The sequence below is a fragment of the Bacillus sp. FSL R7-0685 genome, from assembly GCF_038002425.1.
GTDB lineage: Bacteria > Bacillota > Bacilli > Bacillales > Bacillaceae > Bacillus > Bacillus subtilis.
In genome coordinates this window covers 3,195,820-3,211,563 of the sequence record NZ_JBBOCN010000001.1, presented here as the reverse complement: position 1 = coordinate 3,211,563, position 15,744 = coordinate 3,195,820, and the positions used below count along the sequence as shown (strand labels likewise).

The 15,744-nt window shown below is 44.4% G+C and carries 19 protein-coding genes; 17 read left to right on the top strand and 2 right to left on the bottom strand.

The features are described from left to right. Positions 1–5: 5 nt before the first annotated feature. From metQ to glxB, 10 genes are all read left to right on the top strand, one after another. A complete protein-coding gene (metQ, locus tag MKY50_RS16800; protein ID WP_032722486.1) occupies positions 6–830 on the top strand; it encodes a methionine ABC transporter substrate-binding lipoprotein MetQ in 825 nt (274 codons plus the stop codon). 285 nt (positions 831–1,115) lie between these two features. Further along, on the top strand, positions 1,116–1,493 hold the full coding sequence (locus MKY50_RS16795) for a carboxymuconolactone decarboxylase family protein (protein ID WP_014477920.1): 378 nt from the start codon (positions 1,116–1,118) through the stop codon (positions 1,491–1,493). 193 nt (positions 1,494–1,686) lie between these two features. Next, positions 1,687–1,824 carry a hypothetical protein gene (locus MKY50_RS16790; protein ID WP_003228600.1) on the top strand — a complete coding sequence of 46 codons (138 nt, stop codon included), beginning with the start codon at positions 1,687–1,689 and terminating at the stop codon, positions 1,822–1,824. Positions 1,825–2,017: 193 nt separating this feature from the next. Further along, positions 2,018–2,803, top strand: coding sequence for a Fe-S cluster assembly ATPase SufC (gene sufC, locus MKY50_RS16785; protein WP_014477918.1), 786 nt, complete (start codon positions 2,018–2,020; stop codon positions 2,801–2,803). A gap of 17 nt (positions 2,804–2,820) precedes the next feature. Further along, positions 2,821–4,134 carry a Fe-S cluster assembly protein SufD gene (sufD, locus tag MKY50_RS16780; RefSeq protein ID WP_032722484.1) on the top strand — a complete coding sequence of 438 codons (1,314 nt, stop codon included), beginning with the start codon at positions 2,821–2,823 and terminating at the stop codon, positions 4,132–4,134. Next, the gene (sufS, locus tag MKY50_RS16775; protein WP_003228604.1) at positions 4,134–5,354 is read left to right on the top strand and encodes a cysteine desulfurase SufS; all 1,221 of its coding nucleotides are present in this window, start codon (positions 4,134–4,136) and stop codon (positions 5,352–5,354) included. The genes sufD and sufS overlap by 1 nt, the downstream gene beginning before the upstream one ends. After that, positions 5,344–5,787, top strand: a complete 444-nt coding sequence (gene sufU, locus MKY50_RS16770) for a Fe-S cluster assembly sulfur transfer protein SufU (protein WP_003222809.1) — start codon at positions 5,344–5,346, stop codon at positions 5,785–5,787. The genes sufS and sufU overlap by 11 nt, the downstream gene beginning before the upstream one ends. A 20-nt stretch (positions 5,788–5,807) precedes the next feature. Beyond that, positions 5,808–7,205 (top strand): Fe-S cluster assembly protein SufB, encoded by a 1,398-nt coding sequence (gene sufB, locus MKY50_RS16765; protein WP_003228608.1) that lies wholly within the window; start codon positions 5,808–5,810, stop codon positions 7,203–7,205. 263 nt (positions 7,206–7,468) lie between these two features. Next, positions 7,469–7,747 (top strand): ArsR/SmtB family transcription factor, encoded by a 279-nt coding sequence (locus MKY50_RS16760; RefSeq protein WP_015251274.1) that lies wholly within the window; start codon positions 7,469–7,471, stop codon positions 7,745–7,747. Between the two features lie 110 nt (positions 7,748–7,857). Further along, positions 7,858–8,241: a methylglyoxalase gene (glxB, locus tag MKY50_RS16755; protein WP_029318442.1), complete on the top strand. Its 384-nt coding sequence runs from the start codon at positions 7,858–7,860 to the stop codon at positions 8,239–8,241. Positions 8,242–8,304: 63 nt separating this feature from the next. On the opposite strand, the gene MKY50_RS16750 is transcribed toward glxB, so the two are convergent. Both MKY50_RS16750 and sspG read right to left on the bottom strand, forming a co-directional pair. Then, the gene (locus MKY50_RS16750) at positions 8,305–8,580 is read right to left on the bottom strand and encodes a hypothetical protein (protein ID WP_003243521.1); all 276 of its coding nucleotides are present in this window, start codon (positions 8,578–8,580) and stop codon (positions 8,305–8,307) included. Continuing rightward, a complete protein-coding gene (gene sspG, locus MKY50_RS16745) occupies positions 8,580–8,726 on the bottom strand; it encodes an acid-soluble spore protein SspG (protein WP_015384584.1) in 147 nt (48 codons plus the stop codon). Before sspG ends, MKY50_RS16750 begins: the two co-directional genes overlap by 1 nt. A gap of 158 nt (positions 8,727–8,884) precedes the next feature. Here sspG and MKY50_RS16740 point away from each other — a divergent pair, with 158 nt between their 5' ends. The 7 genes from MKY50_RS16740 (at position 8,885) to frlD (ending at position 15,741) form a co-directional block, all read left to right on the top strand. Continuing rightward, positions 8,885–10,003: an NAD(P)/FAD-dependent oxidoreductase gene (locus MKY50_RS16740; RefSeq protein ID WP_167408434.1), complete on the top strand. Its 1,119-nt coding sequence runs from the start codon at positions 8,885–8,887 to the stop codon at positions 10,001–10,003. A gap of 102 nt (positions 10,004–10,105) precedes the next feature. Further along, positions 10,106–10,480, top strand: a complete 375-nt coding sequence (locus MKY50_RS16735; RefSeq protein WP_003228617.1) for a nucleotide excision repair endonuclease — start codon at positions 10,106–10,108, stop codon at positions 10,478–10,480. Between the two features lie 215 nt (positions 10,481–10,695). Beyond that, positions 10,696–11,682, top strand: coding sequence for a fructosamine deglycase FrlB (gene frlB, locus MKY50_RS16730; protein ID WP_015251278.1), 987 nt, complete (start codon positions 10,696–10,698; stop codon positions 11,680–11,682). A gap of 80 nt (positions 11,683–11,762) precedes the next feature. Further along, on the top strand, positions 11,763–13,031 hold the full coding sequence (locus MKY50_RS16725; protein WP_046663935.1) for an ABC transporter substrate-binding protein: 1,269 nt from the start codon (positions 11,763–11,765) through the stop codon (positions 13,029–13,031). Between the two features lie 57 nt (positions 13,032–13,088). Beyond that, positions 13,089–13,967 carry a carbohydrate ABC transporter permease gene (locus MKY50_RS16720; protein ID WP_014477910.1) on the top strand — a complete coding sequence of 293 codons (879 nt, stop codon included), beginning with the start codon at positions 13,089–13,091 and terminating at the stop codon, positions 13,965–13,967. A 3-nt stretch (positions 13,968–13,970) separates the two neighbouring features. After that, positions 13,971–14,873 carry a carbohydrate ABC transporter permease gene (locus MKY50_RS16715; RefSeq protein WP_003228625.1) on the top strand — a complete coding sequence of 301 codons (903 nt, stop codon included), beginning with the start codon at positions 13,971–13,973 and terminating at the stop codon, positions 14,871–14,873. Positions 14,874–14,886: 13 nt separating this feature from the next. Beyond that, positions 14,887–15,741, top strand: a complete 855-nt coding sequence (gene frlD / locus MKY50_RS16710; protein ID WP_341116966.1) for a fructosamine kinase FrlD — start codon at positions 14,887–14,889, stop codon at positions 15,739–15,741. Positions 15,742–15,744: the final 3 nt, after the last annotated feature.

Here is a 15,744-nt window from a genome sequence, read left to right as displayed (position 1 = left end):
TTACATTGAAAAAGCTATTTTTGGGTGCATTACTGCTTGTATTTGCAGGAGTTATGGCTGCCTGCGGTTCGAATAACGGCGCTGAATCCGGCAAGAAAGAAATTGTCGTTGCGGCAACGAAAACACCGCATGCGGAAATTTTAAAAGAAGCTGAACCATTGCTGAAAGAAAAAGGCTATACGCTGAAAGTGAAAGTGCTTAGTGATTACAAAATGTACAACAAAGCTTTAGCTGATAAAGAAGTGGACGCGAACTACTTCCAGCACATTCCTTACCTTGAGCAAGAAATGAAAGAAAACACAGATTACAAACTTGTGAATGCCGGTGCTGTTCACTTAGAGCCATTCGGTATTTACTCTAAAACATACAAATCACTGAAAGACCTTCCAGACGGTGCGACAATCATTCTGACAAACAACGTTGCTGAACAAGGCCGTATGCTTGCAATGCTTGAAAACGCTGGATTAATCACTCTTGATTCTAAGGTAGAAACAGTTGACGCAACATTGAAAGACATTAAGAAAAACCCGAAAAACCTTGAATTCAAAAAAGTAGCGCCTGAATTAACGGCAAAAGCATATGAAAACAAAGAAGGAGACGCGGCCTTCATCAATGTAAACTATGCGATCCAAAATAAATTAAATCCTAAAAAAGATGCAATTGAAGTAGAATCAACGAAAAACAACCCATACGCTAACATCATCGCAGTAAGAAAAGGCGAAGAAGATTCTGCAAAAATCAAAGCGCTGATGGAAGTTCTTCACTCTAAAAAGATCAAAGACTTCATCGAGAAAAAATACGACGGAGCTGTGCTTCCTGTATCTGAATAAGACTGAAACCCCGGATGAGAATTCCGGGGTTCAATTATTGACAAAGCCCTAAAACGATATTCGTTTTAGGGCTTTGTCATCTTTTCAGCGTGATTGAAAACCCTTGAAGTCTAGGAAGGCCGAGCATTGGAGCGGAGCGAATGTTGCAATTCGTGAGCACCAACGCGCAGGTCTGACAACGAATGCGAGGGTTTGCTGACACGGTGAAACCCGGGATGAGAATTCCGGGGTTTTTTTCGCGTATTTTCCTAAAAGCTGTTCATAATAAAAAGGAATGTTAAACAGATGGAGGGATTTTCTTTGAATCAAGACAGAGGAAGCATGCAGGACGCGTTAAAACAATATAAACATGGTTTAGGCACATTTGAACAAAAGATGCCGCTGATGGGAAGGAAATTTAACGAATTTACTGAACAGTGCTTTGCCGGGAATTCTCTGACTGAAAGAGAAAAACAGCTGATCGCCCTCGGAATTGCCATCAATGCTCAGGACGAATATTGCATGATCTATCATACAAAAGGCTGTCTCGATCAGGGAGCGACAGAAGAAAACATTCTCGAAGCCGTCAGTGTGGCAGCGGCATTTGGAGGCGGCGCAGCTTTCAGCCAAGGCGTGACAGTCGTTCAACAGTGCATTGAGGAATTCGGAAACACCACGCATTAAGAGAAGGAATATTCCGAAAAACCATTCTCATTTGTTCTGAAAGGATGCTTTCGTCTCATCTGCCGCTATTTCACGCCAAATCGTTTTTGCGTCATCCAACGCAGCACTGGTACAATAAAAAGCAAATATATGAAGGGATTGATTCATTATTTGCAGCAGCCAGGACAGACTGAACCTCGATTATACGTCAGAAATGGAAAAAGCGATGCAGCTGTCACACGGAATTGGATACGAGGAATATGGACGCCGGCTGGAAACAAGAATGAAAGTAGAGCGGCAGAGAGAGCTTGATTACGAAAAAAGCAAGCGGATTTCTGCGGGAGCTTATTGAGAAAATCAATCTTTTAAAAAAGGGTGGGAATCCACTCTTTTTCTTTTTCAATCGCTTTAATAAAGTGCTGATCTTTGTTAAACTTGAGGAATGTGCTAGGCACGATAAAAAGTTGTATTTACTTTTCATTTGTTATAAAATTAGAATGAGAATAAAATGAGAATAATGATTATATATTTTTGGAGGTATAGATATGGCTGCTTCAACATTAACGATCAAAGATCTTCACGTTGAAATCGAAGGGAAAGAGATCTTAAAGGGTGTAAACCTTGAAATAAAAGGTGGAGAATTCCACGCAGTAATGGGCCCGAACGGAACTGGTAAATCCACTTTATCAGCTGCTATTATGGGGCATCCTAAATATGAAGTAACAAAAGGCAGCATCACGCTTGACGGCAAAGATGTACTGGAGATGGAAGTGGACGAGCGTGCGCAGGCAGGCTTATTCCTTGCGATGCAGTACCCAAGTGAAATCAGCGGTGTGACAAATGCCGACTTCCTTCGCTCAGCAATCAACGCGCGCAGAGAAGAAGGCGATGAAATTTCTCTCATGAAATTCATCCGCAAAATGGACGAAAACATGGAGTTCCTTGAAATGGACCCTGAAATGGCTCAGCGCTATCTTAACGAAGGCTTCTCAGGCGGGGAGAAAAAACGCAACGAAATCCTTCAATTAATGATGATTGAACCGAAAATCGCCATCCTTGATGAAATTGACTCAGGTCTTGATATTGACGCTTTGAAAGTTGTATCAAAAGGGATCAACAAAATGCGCAGCGAAAGCTTCGGCTGCCTGATGATCACTCACTATCAGCGCCTGTTAAACTACATCACTCCGGATGTTGTTCACGTTATGATGCAAGGCCGCGTTGTAAAATCCGGCGGTGCAGAGCTTGCTCAGCGTCTTGAAGCAGAAGGTTATGACTGGATCAAACAAGAACTTGGCATTGAAGACGAAACTGTTGGCCAAGAAGCGTAAGCGTTAGGGGGATTAATATGACACTAGGTACAAAACTATCCGTAGATCAGGAGTATCTCAAAAGCTTTTCCGAAAAGCACCAAGAACCTGCCTGGCTGAAGAACCTGCGCTTACAGGCTCTTGAACAAGCTGAGGATCTGCCGATGCCGAAACCTGACAAAACAAAAATCACAAACTGGAACTTCACGAATTTCGCGAAGCATACAGTGGATAACGAACCGCTTTCTTCATTAGAAGATTTGACTGATGAAGTAAAAGCGCTGATCGACATTGAAAACGAAGATAAAACATTATACGTACAGCGTGACCAGACGCCGGCACATCTTTCTCTTTCTCAAGAATTGAAAGACAAAGGCGTCATCTTCACTGATATTCTGACTGCTGCACGCGAGCACAGCGACTTGGTGGAGAAATACTTTATGAAGGACGGCGTGAAGGTTGACGAACATAAGTTAACTGCACTTCACGCGGCTCTTGTTAACGGAGGAGCATTCCTTTATGTTCCGAAAAATGTTCAGGTGGAGACGCCGGTTCAGGCTGTTTATGTCCACGAAAGCAATGATACAGCTCTATTCAACCACGTGCTGATTGTGGCTGAAGACCACAGCTCTGTAACATATGTAGAAAACTACATCAGCACTGTAAACCCGAAAGACGCTGTCTTCAATATTATCAGTGAGGTCATCACAGGTGATAATACCAGCGTGACATACGGTGCGGTGGATAATCTGTCAAGCGGTGTGACAACTTATGTGAACCGCCGCGGTGCTGCGCGCGGACGCGACAGCAAAATCGAGTGGGCTCTTGGCCTGATGAACGACGGCGACACGATTTCCGAAAATACAACAAACCTTTACGGTGACGGCACATACGGCGATACGAAAACGGTTGTTGTCGGAAGAGGAGAGCAAACAGAAAACTTCACAACACAAATCATCCATTTCGGTAAAGCTTCTGAAGGCTATATCTTGAAGCACGGTGTGATGAAGGATTCCGCTTCTTCTATCTTTAACGGAATCGGCAAAATCGAACATGGCGCTTCTAAAGCGAATGCGGAGCAAGAATCACGCGTGCTGATGCTCAGCGAAAAAGCACGAGGAGACGCAAACCCTATTCTTTTAATTGACGAAGACGATGTAACTGCAGGACATGCGGCATCTGTCGGCCGTGTGGACCCTATTCAGCTTTACTACCTGATGAGCCGCGGAATTCCGAAAGAAGAAGCAGAACGCTTAGTCATTTACGGATTCCTTGCACCGGTAGTAAATGAACTTCCGATTGAAGGCGTTAAGAAACAATTAGTTTCTGTTATCGAAAGGAAAGTGAAGTAATGAATATCACAGATATTCGTGAACAGTTCCCGATCCTTCATCAGCAAGTGAACGGACATGATCTCGTTTATCTCGACAGCGCGGCGACTTCCCAGAAGCCGCGTGCTGTCATTGAAACACTGGATAAGTATTATAACCAATACAATTCCAATGTTCACCGGGGCGTCCATACACTTGGAACCAGAGCGACAGATGGTTATGAAGGAGCGCGTGAAAAAGTCCGCAAGTTTATTAACGCGAAGTCAATGGCTGAGATTATTTTCACAAAAGGCACGACCACATCACTGAATATGGTGGCGTTAAGCTATGCGCGCGCCAACCTGAAACCTGGTGATGAAGTGGTCATCACCTACATGGAGCATCATGCGAATATCATTCCGTGGCAGCAGGCTGTAAAAGCAACTGGCGCCACATTAAAATATATTCCGTTGCAGGAAGACGGAACGATTTCTTTAGAAGACGTCAGAGAAACGGTCACAAGCAACACAAAAATTGTTGCGGTGTCTCATGTATCTAATGTTCTCGGCACGGTCAACCCGATTAAAGAAATGGCGAAAATCGCTCATGACAATGGGGCTGTCATTGTGGTGGACGGTGCACAAAGCACGCCTCACATGAAAATTGACGTGCAGGATCTCGATTGCGACTTCTTTGCGCTTTCTTCCCATAAAATGTGCGGACCTACCGGTGTTGGTGTGCTGTACGGAAAGAAAGCCCTGCTGGAAAACATGGAGCCTGCCGAATTCGGCGGTGAAATGATTGACTTTGTCGGGCTTTATGAATCAACTTGGAAAGAGCTTCCGTGGAAATTCGAAGCGGGTACGCCGATTATTGCAGGAGCAATCGGCCTCGGTGCCGCCATTGATTTTCTCGAAGAAATCGGTCTTGATGAGATTTCCCGCCATGAGCACAAGCTTGCAGCTTATGCGCTTGAACGCTTCCGCCAGCTTGACGGCGTAACGGTTTACGGGCCGGAAGAGCGTGCCGGGCTTGTCACATTTAACCTTGATGATGTTCATCCGCACGATGTGGCGACTGTGCTTGATGCGGAGGGAATTGCAGTCAGAGCCGGCCACCATTGTGCGCAGCCGCTGATGAAATGGCTGGATGTAACTGCTACTGCAAGAGCAAGCTTTTATCTGTATAATACAGAGGAAGAGATTGATAAGCTTGTGGAAGCTCTTCAAAAGACAAAGGAGTATTTTACAAATGTCTTTTAATGCAAACTTAGATACATTGTACAGACAGGTGATTATGGATCATTACAAAAACCCGCGAAATAAAGGGGTTTTAAATGACAGCATTGTTGTGGATATGAACAATCCGACATGCGGCGACCGCATCAGACTGACAATGAAGCTTGACGGAGACATCGTGGAAGATGCGAAGTTTGAAGGGGAAGGCTGTTCCATTTCAATGGCATCCGCTTCGATGATGACTCAGGCGATTAAAGGGAAAGATATTGAAACTGCCCTTTCCATGTCTAAGATTTTCTCGGATATGATGCAAGGGAAAGAGTATGATGATTCTATAGATCTCGGGGATATTGAAGCCCTTCAAGGCGTTTCAAAATTCCCGGCCCGTATCAAATGTGCAACCCTGTCATGGAAAGCACTTGAAAAAGGAGTCGCGAAAGAAGAAGGCGGCAATTAAAAGGATTGGAGTGAAAATGGATGGCTAAAAAAATGCCTGATATTGGTGAATACAAGTATGGTTTTCACGACAAGGACGTTTCCATTTTCCGTTCAGAGCGCGGATTGACAAAAGAAATCGTAGAAGAAATTTCTCGCATGAAAGAAGAGCCTCAATGGATGCTTGATTTCCGCTTGAAATCACTTGAGCATTTCTACAACATGCCGATGCCTCAATGGGGCGGAGATTTAAACTCATTGAACTTTGACGAAATTACGTACTACGTAAAACCGTCTGAGCGTTCAGAGCGTTCTTGGGATGAAGTTCCTGAAGAAATTAAGCAAACATTCGACAAGCTCGGTATTCCTGAAGCTGAACAAAAATACCTTGCGGGGGTTTCTGCTCAGTACGAATCTGAGGTTGTATACCACAACATGAAAGAAGATCTTGAAGCGCAAGGCATCGTCTTTAAAGACACTGACAGCGCGCTGAAAGAGAATGAAGATATTTTCCGTGAGCACTGGGCAAAAGTAATCCCGCCGACTGATAACAAGTTTGCGGCGCTTAACTCAGCTGTTTGGTCCGGTGGATCTTTCATCTACGTGCCTAAAGGCGTGAAGGTTGAAACACCGCTTCAAGCTTACTTCCGTATCAACTCTGAGAACATGGGTCAGTTCGAACGTACACTGATCATTGTTGACGAAGAAGCAAGCGTTCATTATGTTGAAGGCTGTACTGCGCCTGTTTACACAACAAACTCACTTCACAGTGCGGTCGTTGAGATCATCGTGAAAAAAGGCGGCTACTGCCGTTATACAACGATCCAAAACTGGGCGAACAACGTTTACAACCTTGTAACAAAGCGTACAGTCTGTGAAGAAAACGCAACAATGGAATGGATCGACGGCAACATCGGTTCTAAGCTGACAATGAAATATCCGGCTTGTATCCTAAAAGGCGAAGGCGCGCGCGGTATGACGCTTTCTATCGCTCTTGCGGGTAAAGGCCAGCATCAGGATGCAGGTGCGAAAATGATTCACCTTGCACCAAACACATCATCTACAATCGTATCAAAATCGATTTCAAAACAGGGCGGAAAAGTAACGTACCGCGGAATCGTCCACTTCGGACGCAAAGCGGAAGGCGCCCGCTCTAACATCGAGTGCGATACGCTCATTATGGATAACAAATCAACTTCAGACACAATTCCTTACAATGAAATCTTAAATGATAACATTTCATTGGAGCACGAAGCGAAAGTGTCTAAAGTATCTGAAGAGCAGCTCTTCTACTTGATGAGCCGCGGTATTTCTGAAGAAGAAGCAACTGAAATGATCGTAATGGGCTTCATCGAGCCATTCACAAAAGAGCTTCCAATGGAATACGCAGTTGAAATGAACCGTTTGATTAAGTTCGAAATGGAAGGTTCTATTGGATAATGATGAAAACTCCTTTGTTTATCAAGGGGTTTAGAGATAGTTTTTAAAATGGCCGGCGTGCCGAATTTGATTGTAGAAGACGAACTTTTGAAGTTCGTCTTCTTTTATTTTTCAGAGACATATCCACTGTTATTTTAATGGTTTTAATTCCTTATCGATTAGAATATTTCAGACCTGCGCCGGATAGGTTCAGTTTCTATATCACGCAACCATACAGTTGCTTATACTTGACATGCAACTAATGAGTTGCTTATACTCAATATATGAATTGGAACAAAGACGCTATATTCAAAGCACTCGGCGATTCGACTCGGCGGCTTATATTAGACGAATTATCTGAACGCAACGAGCTGACGTTGTATGAACTTACGATACGTCTTATTACAAAGTACGACCTTTCTATTACGCGACAGGCGATAGCTAAACACCTTTCTGTACTGGAGGATGCAGGACTCGTAACATCAAAACGAAAGGGAAAATATCGAGTACTTATATTCAACAACGAACCGCTTAAAAATTTGCTGAAAGGATGGATAGAGTAATTTTATAAAATCAGAACAGGGCCTCTGATAAATGTGTGGGTTGTTTTGCTTGTAGCCAGATTGTTAGCATAGTACCATGCTTCATTCATATGGAAGGAGGGAAAAACAGTATGAAAATCGTTGTTACCAGTATATTTGTACAAGATCAAGACATGGCACTGGAGTTTTATACAGAAAAACTTGGGTTTATAAAAAAGGAAGACGTTCCCATGGGGAAATTCAGGTGGATAACGCTTGTTTCTCCAGATGATCAAGACGGAACCGAGCTTTTACTCGAACCGAATGAACATCCTGCCGCTAAGGAGTATCAAAAGAAGATATTCTCCGAAGGCCTCCCGGCCACAATGTTTGGCGTTGCAGATATTCAAAAAGAGTACAACCGATTAAAGGAAAAAGGCGTGACGTTTACGATGGAACCGACAAAAATGGGCGAAGTCACAATAGCTGTCTTCGACGATACATGCGGTAACCTTATTCAAATTGTACAGAAGTAACCGATTCAGTCGCGTCCTTTTTGTATGCAGAAGAAAAACCGCTGGCCGAGGGGCCGCGGTTTTTTACTCTTCTTCTGTCTCCTGATTGATAATTTGCTTTACAGATGATCTGCTGTTATTTTCTCTGTTCATCTCTCGCAATTGAGTATAAGCCATATCGAATTCCTCTTTTGTCATCTGCTTTGCGGCTAATGCAGAGCATAATATAGCAAAAGCAATTGGCATTGTATCAATGTGAATGTCGATATGGACCTCTGAGTTGCCGCTGTTTTTGATAACAGATTCAGTAGTGGGTATCTCTTGAGTATGTCTGTTGAGAGGAATGATGTTTTCGTTCATTAGTCTTCTCCGTCTTGTGACTGCGCCTGTGCCTGATCCTGATCTGTATTCACGTTGACCACGACTTTTGCATTACCGCTGTTTTGGACTTTTGCGACTGCCGCATCGCGTCTGTTTTCTTCATTTTCATGACGATTTTCGCTCATGGTATCATCCTTTCTCTATTGATAGTGACAGGATATTCGTTAGGAGAGTAAAGAGATTGGACGAACTTCGCGGTTTTTCCACATTAGGGCAAAAGGTCGAAGGAAAGCATTTGATTTGGTAAAATGAATAGACATTATAATAGAAAAGGTGTTTGCATATGAAATCGTACATCATCGTCGGCGCAGGGATTCTGGGCGCGTCGACGGCTTATCATCTCGCAAAATCAGGCGCTCGCGTTACTGTCATTGATCGGAAAGAGCCGGGACAAGCGACTGATGCGGCGGCGGGGATCGTCTGTCCATGGCTCTCGCAACGCCGTAATCAGGATTGGTACCAGCTTGCTAAGGGGGGAGCCCGGTACTATAAGGATTTAATCCATCAATTGGAAGAGGACGGAGAAACAGATACGGGATACAAGCGTGTCGGTGCTATCAGCATTCATACTGATCCGGCGAAGCTCGATAAGATGGAGGAGCGGGCGTATAAGAGGCGGGAGGATGCGCCGGAGATCGGTGAGATTACCCGCTTGTCCGCGAGCGAGACGAAAAAGCTGTTTCCGATTTTGGCTGATGGCTATGAATCGGTTCATATCAGCGGTGCCGCCCGTGTGAACGGAAGAGCGCTGTGCCGGTCGCTTTTAAGCGCTGCGGAGAAACGCGGCGCAGAGATCATCAAAGGAAATGCATCCCTGCTTTTTGAAAACGGAACAGTCACCGGCGTACGAACAGATACAAAGCAGTTTGCGGCAGACGCGGTGATTGTGGCGGCGGGGGCATGGGCCAATGAAATCATGAAGCCTCTTGGCATTCATTTTCAAGTGTCTTTTCAGAAAGCGCAGATTATGCATTTTGAAATGATGGACACGGATACAGGGGCGTGGCCGGTTGTGATGCCGCCGAACGATCAGTACATTCTTTCGTTTGATAACGGCAGAATTGTAGCCGGCGCCACACACGAGAACGATGCCGGTCTTGATGATCTGCGTGTGACAGCCGGAGGCCAGCACGAAGTATTGAGCAAAGCGTTAGCCATTGCACCGGGTCTTGCTGATGCGGCTGCTGTTGAAACAAGAGTGGGCTTCAGGCCGTTTACACCGGGTTTTCTGCCGGTCATAGGGGCTGTGCCGAATGTTCAAGGCCTGTACGCTGCTAACGGTTTGGGCGCTTCTGGACTGACGATGGGGCCGTTCTTAGGTGCAGAGCTCGCAAAGCTAGTTCTCGGAAAGCAGACAGAATTAGACCTTAGTCCTTATGATCCAGCCGGAGCACTTGCATAATAAGTAAGAGCATGACAAACAAATATAATAAAGCTGTTCTAGCTTTTCTTTTCTGTATGTGTTAGCATTTATCTTTAATGAAAAAGAGGACGTGAACTGATTTTGATAAAAATTGATATACCCGCACCGAATGTCACCATCACTGAACGACAGCAGTCAGCTAATGATAACGAGCCGAAGATAAAACCGATTCACGGATTCATCGACTTTCACCAGATCCCAAGGGACAAAGGCGGCATTTTTATGTTTTACAACATTCATGACGAGCTGCTGTTTGTCGGTAAAGCTAGAAAGTTAAGACAGAGAATTAAGAAGCATTTCGAAGACACTGTTTCACCGATCAAACATCACAGAGATGAAGTATATAAAATCGAGGTATGTGTAGTTGATGATCCAATGGAAAGAGAGATTTACGAAACATATATCATCAATACACAGCACTCGAAGTACAATATAGACAAGGTATTTTTTAAATAAGACGTCAGTCTGCAGATTGAACAGCGAAGCCAGAGCTTAAGTCAAGTTCTGGCTTTTGATTTGGGCATTTTTTCGCATATAGACCCTTTGTCTGTCATTCGAATAAATTAATGAGAAATTTCAGAAAATAATATTGACAATCCTACCCGCGGACTTTAATATAACAATATATAATGTTATATAACGTTATATAATAAAAACGGGGAGTGAAGGATTTGAGTCAGGCCACAGCAAAAGTAAATCGTGAGGTTCAAGCTTTCTTGCAGGATTTGAAAGGGAAAACCATTGATCATGTATTCTTTGTCGCATGCGGAGGGTCTTCTGCCATTATGTATCCGAGTAAGTATGTGTTTGACAGAGAGTCAAAATCAATAAACTCCGACCTCTACAGCGCCAACGAATTTATTCAGCGCAACCCTGTTCAGCTTGGTGAAAAGTCTCTTGTTATTTTGTGCTCGCATTCGGGAAATACCCCGGAGACAGTCAAAGCTGCTGCGTTTGCAAGGGGCAAGGGCGCACTTACGATTGCGATGACGTTTAAACCGGAGTCTCCTTTAGCGCAGGAAGCGCAATATGTTGCCCAGTACGATTGGGGTGATGAGGCGCTTGCGATCAATACAAACTATGGCGTTTTGTATCAAATCGTTTTTGGAACCCTGCAAGTATTAGAAAACAATACGAAATTCCAACAAGCAATTGAAGGCTTAGATCAATTGCAGGCTGTATATGAAAAAGCCCTTAAGCAGGAAGCTGACAACGCCAAGCAATTTGCAAAAGCCCATGAAAAAGAAAGCATTATTTATACCATGGCAAGCGGTGCAAACTACGGTGTCGCTTACTCCTACAGCATCTGCATTCTCATGGAAATGCAATGGATTCATTCCCACGCCATTCATGCCGGAGAATATTTTCACGGACCGTTTGAAATTATTGATGAATCCGTGCCGTTTATCATCCTGCTCGGTTTAGATGAAACAAGACCTCTTGAAGAGCGGGCGCTTACCTTCTCGAAAAAGTATGGCAAAAAGCTCACTGTGCTTGATGCTGCATCTTACGACTTCACTGCAATTGACGATTCAGTTAAAGGCTACCTTGCTCCGCTCGTTCTCAATCGTGTGCTGAGAAGCTATGCAGACGAGCTGGCAGAGGCGAGAAATCATCCTTTATCTCATAGAAGATACATGTGGAAAGTTGAGTATTGATCTGAAAATGAGGAACCATTATGCATTAGACTATAATGTTATATAACATTATAGTCTAATGTCCAGAGGAGGCCAACCCTTTGAAGAAAATGTTGTTGTTCTTGATCATTGCAGCTGTCAGTATGCTCACCATTGCAGGCTGTTCGAGCCAAAGCAGTTCAGCGGACGGAAAGGTGACATTGAAATTTTTCCACAGATGGCCGAAGGAGCCGGAAAAAAGTTATTTTGAAGAGGTTGTTAAGGAATTTGAAAAAGAACACCCAGATATCGATATTCAAATTGAAGCCGTTTTAAATGACTCCTATAAAGATAAAATTAAGGTCATGCTGGGAACCACCAGCCCTCCTGACATTTACTTCTCTTGGAGCGATGAGTTTGCTTTTAAATTTATCAGAGGCAATAAAGCACTTGATCTCTCGTCCTACTACAAAAATGACACCGATTGGTCATCACAGCTCGTTCAATCGCAAATTACACCATTTACTTATGAAAACAAGCAATATGGCGTGCCGTGGCAAATGGACGCTAAATCATTCTTCTATAATAAAGACATTTTCCAAAAGCTGAATCTTGATCCCCCGAAGACGTGGGATGAATTAATCGATGTGTCAAAAAAGCTGAAAGAACATGGCTACACACCGATCAGCTTCGGAACAAAGGCGACTTGGACAATCTCGCACTATATCGGCACGCTTAATCAGCGGATGGTCGATGAAAAAACACGGGAAAAGGACTATAACGCCAAAACGGGTGAATTTACTGATGAAGGCTACGTAAAAGCACTTGAAAAGCTTCAAGAGCTGATGCCTTACTTTAATAAACATGTAAACTCCGTCGACCACGAATATGTGAGACAGCAATTTAAGAGCGGAAAGTCGGCGATGATATATGCGGAAACAGCGGAAATCAAGCTGGTTGAACCGGTTAATCTCGGGATGTTCCCATTTCCTGAAATCAGCGGACAAAAAGGATCTTCAGAAGCGTTAACGGGAGCGCCGGAAGGATTCATGATTTCCTCAAGAACAAAACATCCGAAGGAAGCAATGGAATTTTTGCAGTTCTTGACGTCGAAAAAAATGGGCGAAAAGCTCGTGAAAGATGTCGGGAAATACAGTGCAGTGCAAGGTACGGCTACTGAAGAAAATGCAACAGCTATTCAGCGTGAAGCCGTTCAGCATATTGTTGATGCCAAATCAATGGTTCCATGGTTTGATATGGATGTCGATGTTGAAGTCGCAGATGCGTACCTAACAGGCGTCCAGCAAATGCTTGGCGGCGACATGACACCGCAGCAGGTGATGAAAGCCGTTCAAAAGGCAGCAAAGCAGGTGAGGGCGTCAGCTGAATAAATCAAAGAAAAGGTGAAGCTTCGCACCTTTTCTTTTTATAAAGGAGATGAGATACCCTTGGTCAATCAGAATAAAATAATCCCCTATTTGTTTTTGGTGCCCGCTCTCGTTTTTTTACTTTTCGTTTATATCCCGATTTTTGAGAATGTATTCCTCAGCCTGTTTCAGTGGAGCTCATTTTCTCCGGAAAAAACGTTTATCGGCTTAAAAAACTATGTTGAATTATTTCATGATCCTGTCTTTTATCAGGCACTGACCAATAACGTGCTTTACGCAGTGATCTCAATTGTATGCCAGGTGTTTGGCGGTTTGATTTTGGCGGCGGTGCTTGAGGATAAGCTGGTCAGAAAATGGTCGCCGTTTTTTCGTACCGTTTTCTTTTTGCCGGTTGTCATCTCAATGACTGTGATCGCGCTTTTGTTTGATTTTATTTACAATCCGGAGACAGGGCTTTTGAATCAGCTGCTTCAAGCCATCGGTCTTGATCAGCTGACGAGGGCCTGGCTCGGGGATGACAGCACAGCTATGCTTTCTGTCATTTTTGTGTCCCAGTGGCAATCTGTCGGTTATATTGCGATGCTGTACATTGTGTCGATTCAAAAAATACCGGATGAACTGTATGAAGCGGCCCGGCTTGACGGCGCGGGTAAAATTCAGCAGTTTTTTCATATTACTGTTCCCCAGACGAAAGAGATGTCTTTTGTTGCGGTGGTCATGACGCTGACCGGGGCCTTTACGGTCTTTAATGAGCCGTACATTTTGACAGGCGGCGGGCCGGGAAACGCGTCAGAAGTCTTGAGCACGTTTTTATATAAAAGCGCCTTTACAAAGGATATGATGGGCTACGCCTCAGCGATTGCCACTGTCGTGTTAATCATTACGCTTGCACTATCGCTCATGCAAATGAAGTTCTTTAAAACCGGAAAGGAGGAGTAACTGATGCTGCCTCAGAAGAAGACAGATTCGTTCAGGTTGGAGCCTGTGCCTGACCAGCACATTGAGGTGAAAGATAAGCCTAGACGAAAATGGTATATCGGAGAAACGTCTGTGTGGGTTTTTCTGTTTCTATATCTGATTGCGATTGCCTATCCGCTTCTCTGGATGGTGATGAGCGCCTTTAAAAACTCTGACGATATTTTTGAGCACAGCTGGTCGCTGCCGTCTTCGTGGCATCCGGAAAATTTTGTTTCCGCCTGGAACCAGGGGATTTCTTCTTATTTTATGAACAGTGTCATCGTTACGGCGCTGACGTGTGTGATCACTGTCTTTATCAGTGCATGGGCAGCGTATGGCCTTTCCCGGTTTGAGTTTAAAGGAAAAGGATTCTTTTTGGTGCTATGTCTTGGCGGATTGATGCTGACGCCGCAGGTCAGTCTTGTGCCGCTTTATTCTATTATTCAGTCGCTTGGCCTGTACAATACGTATTGGGCGTTAATCCTGCCGTATGCGGCTTATCGGATCCCATTCACCATCATTTTGATCCGCTCTTATTTTCTTTCTATTTCAAAAGAATTGGAGGAGGCGGCCTATTTGGATGGGTGTACAAGTTTTGGAGTATTTTTCAGAATTTTCTTACCAATGAGCGTGCCGATTTTGGTGACATCCGGCATTTTGACGGCTTACCATACATGGAATGAGTTTATGTTTGCGATTATTTTCATAGATGATGAGAATTTGCGGACCATTCCAGCCGGGCTGATGCAGTTCAGAGACGCGCTGCAGACAGACTGGGGCGTCCTGCTGGCGGGGTTAACGATTTCAGCCGCGCCGATTATTATTCTATTTTTATTGATGCAGAAATATTTTGTCCGCGGGATTGCAAGCGGCAGTGTAAAAGGATAAAGGAGGAAGCGCTATGAAATTGATTGCGGTTGGAGATAATGTTGTAGATTATTACCAGGATCAAGAAACATTCTACCCGGGAGGAAATGCCTTAAACGTTGCTGTGCTTGCCAAGCGGCTCGGGCATGAGTCTTCCTATATCGGAATCGTCGGCAATGACGAAGCCGCGGCGCATCTGTTGAACGTTCTCAAGCTGGAGCAGGTCAATGCAGATTATATCCGCCAAGCGCACGGAGAAAACGGGATGGCGATTGTCACCCTTGATGAACAGGGGGACCGCATTTTTGTCAGATCAAATAAAGGCGGCATTCAGTCCCGGCTTCGCCTCGCGTTTCAGGAGAAAGATGTATCTTTTATCAGCGGGCATGATCTGCTGCATACGAGCGTGTACAGCAGGCTTGAGAACGATCTTCCGCAGCTGTGCGGGCTGGTCCCTGTCTCATTTGATTTTTCAACCAATCGGGAGGATGATTATTTGAGGAGGGTCTGTCCTTATGTGACGTATGCGTTTTTTTCAGGAAGCGATTTGAGTGAGTCGGAATGCGGTGAGCTTGCCAAAACAGCTCATGGGTACGGAGCCAAAATGGTTTGTATGACCCGAGGGGGCCAAGGAGCAATCCTATCTGCGGGTGATCGAGTCTATCATCAGCCGATTGTGGAAACTGATATAATAGATACACTTGGAGCGGGAGATTCTTTTATAGCAGGCTTTTTGACTGCCTTTTGCGTGAAGCAGGATATAACGTATGCTTTGCGCCAGGCTGCTGAAAAGGCTGCGAAAACATGCGGTGTGTACGGAGCTTTCGGCTATGGCTATCCTTATCGCTTGGAGGACGGGGGAAGCAGTGAAAAAACGAGAATACTATAAGCA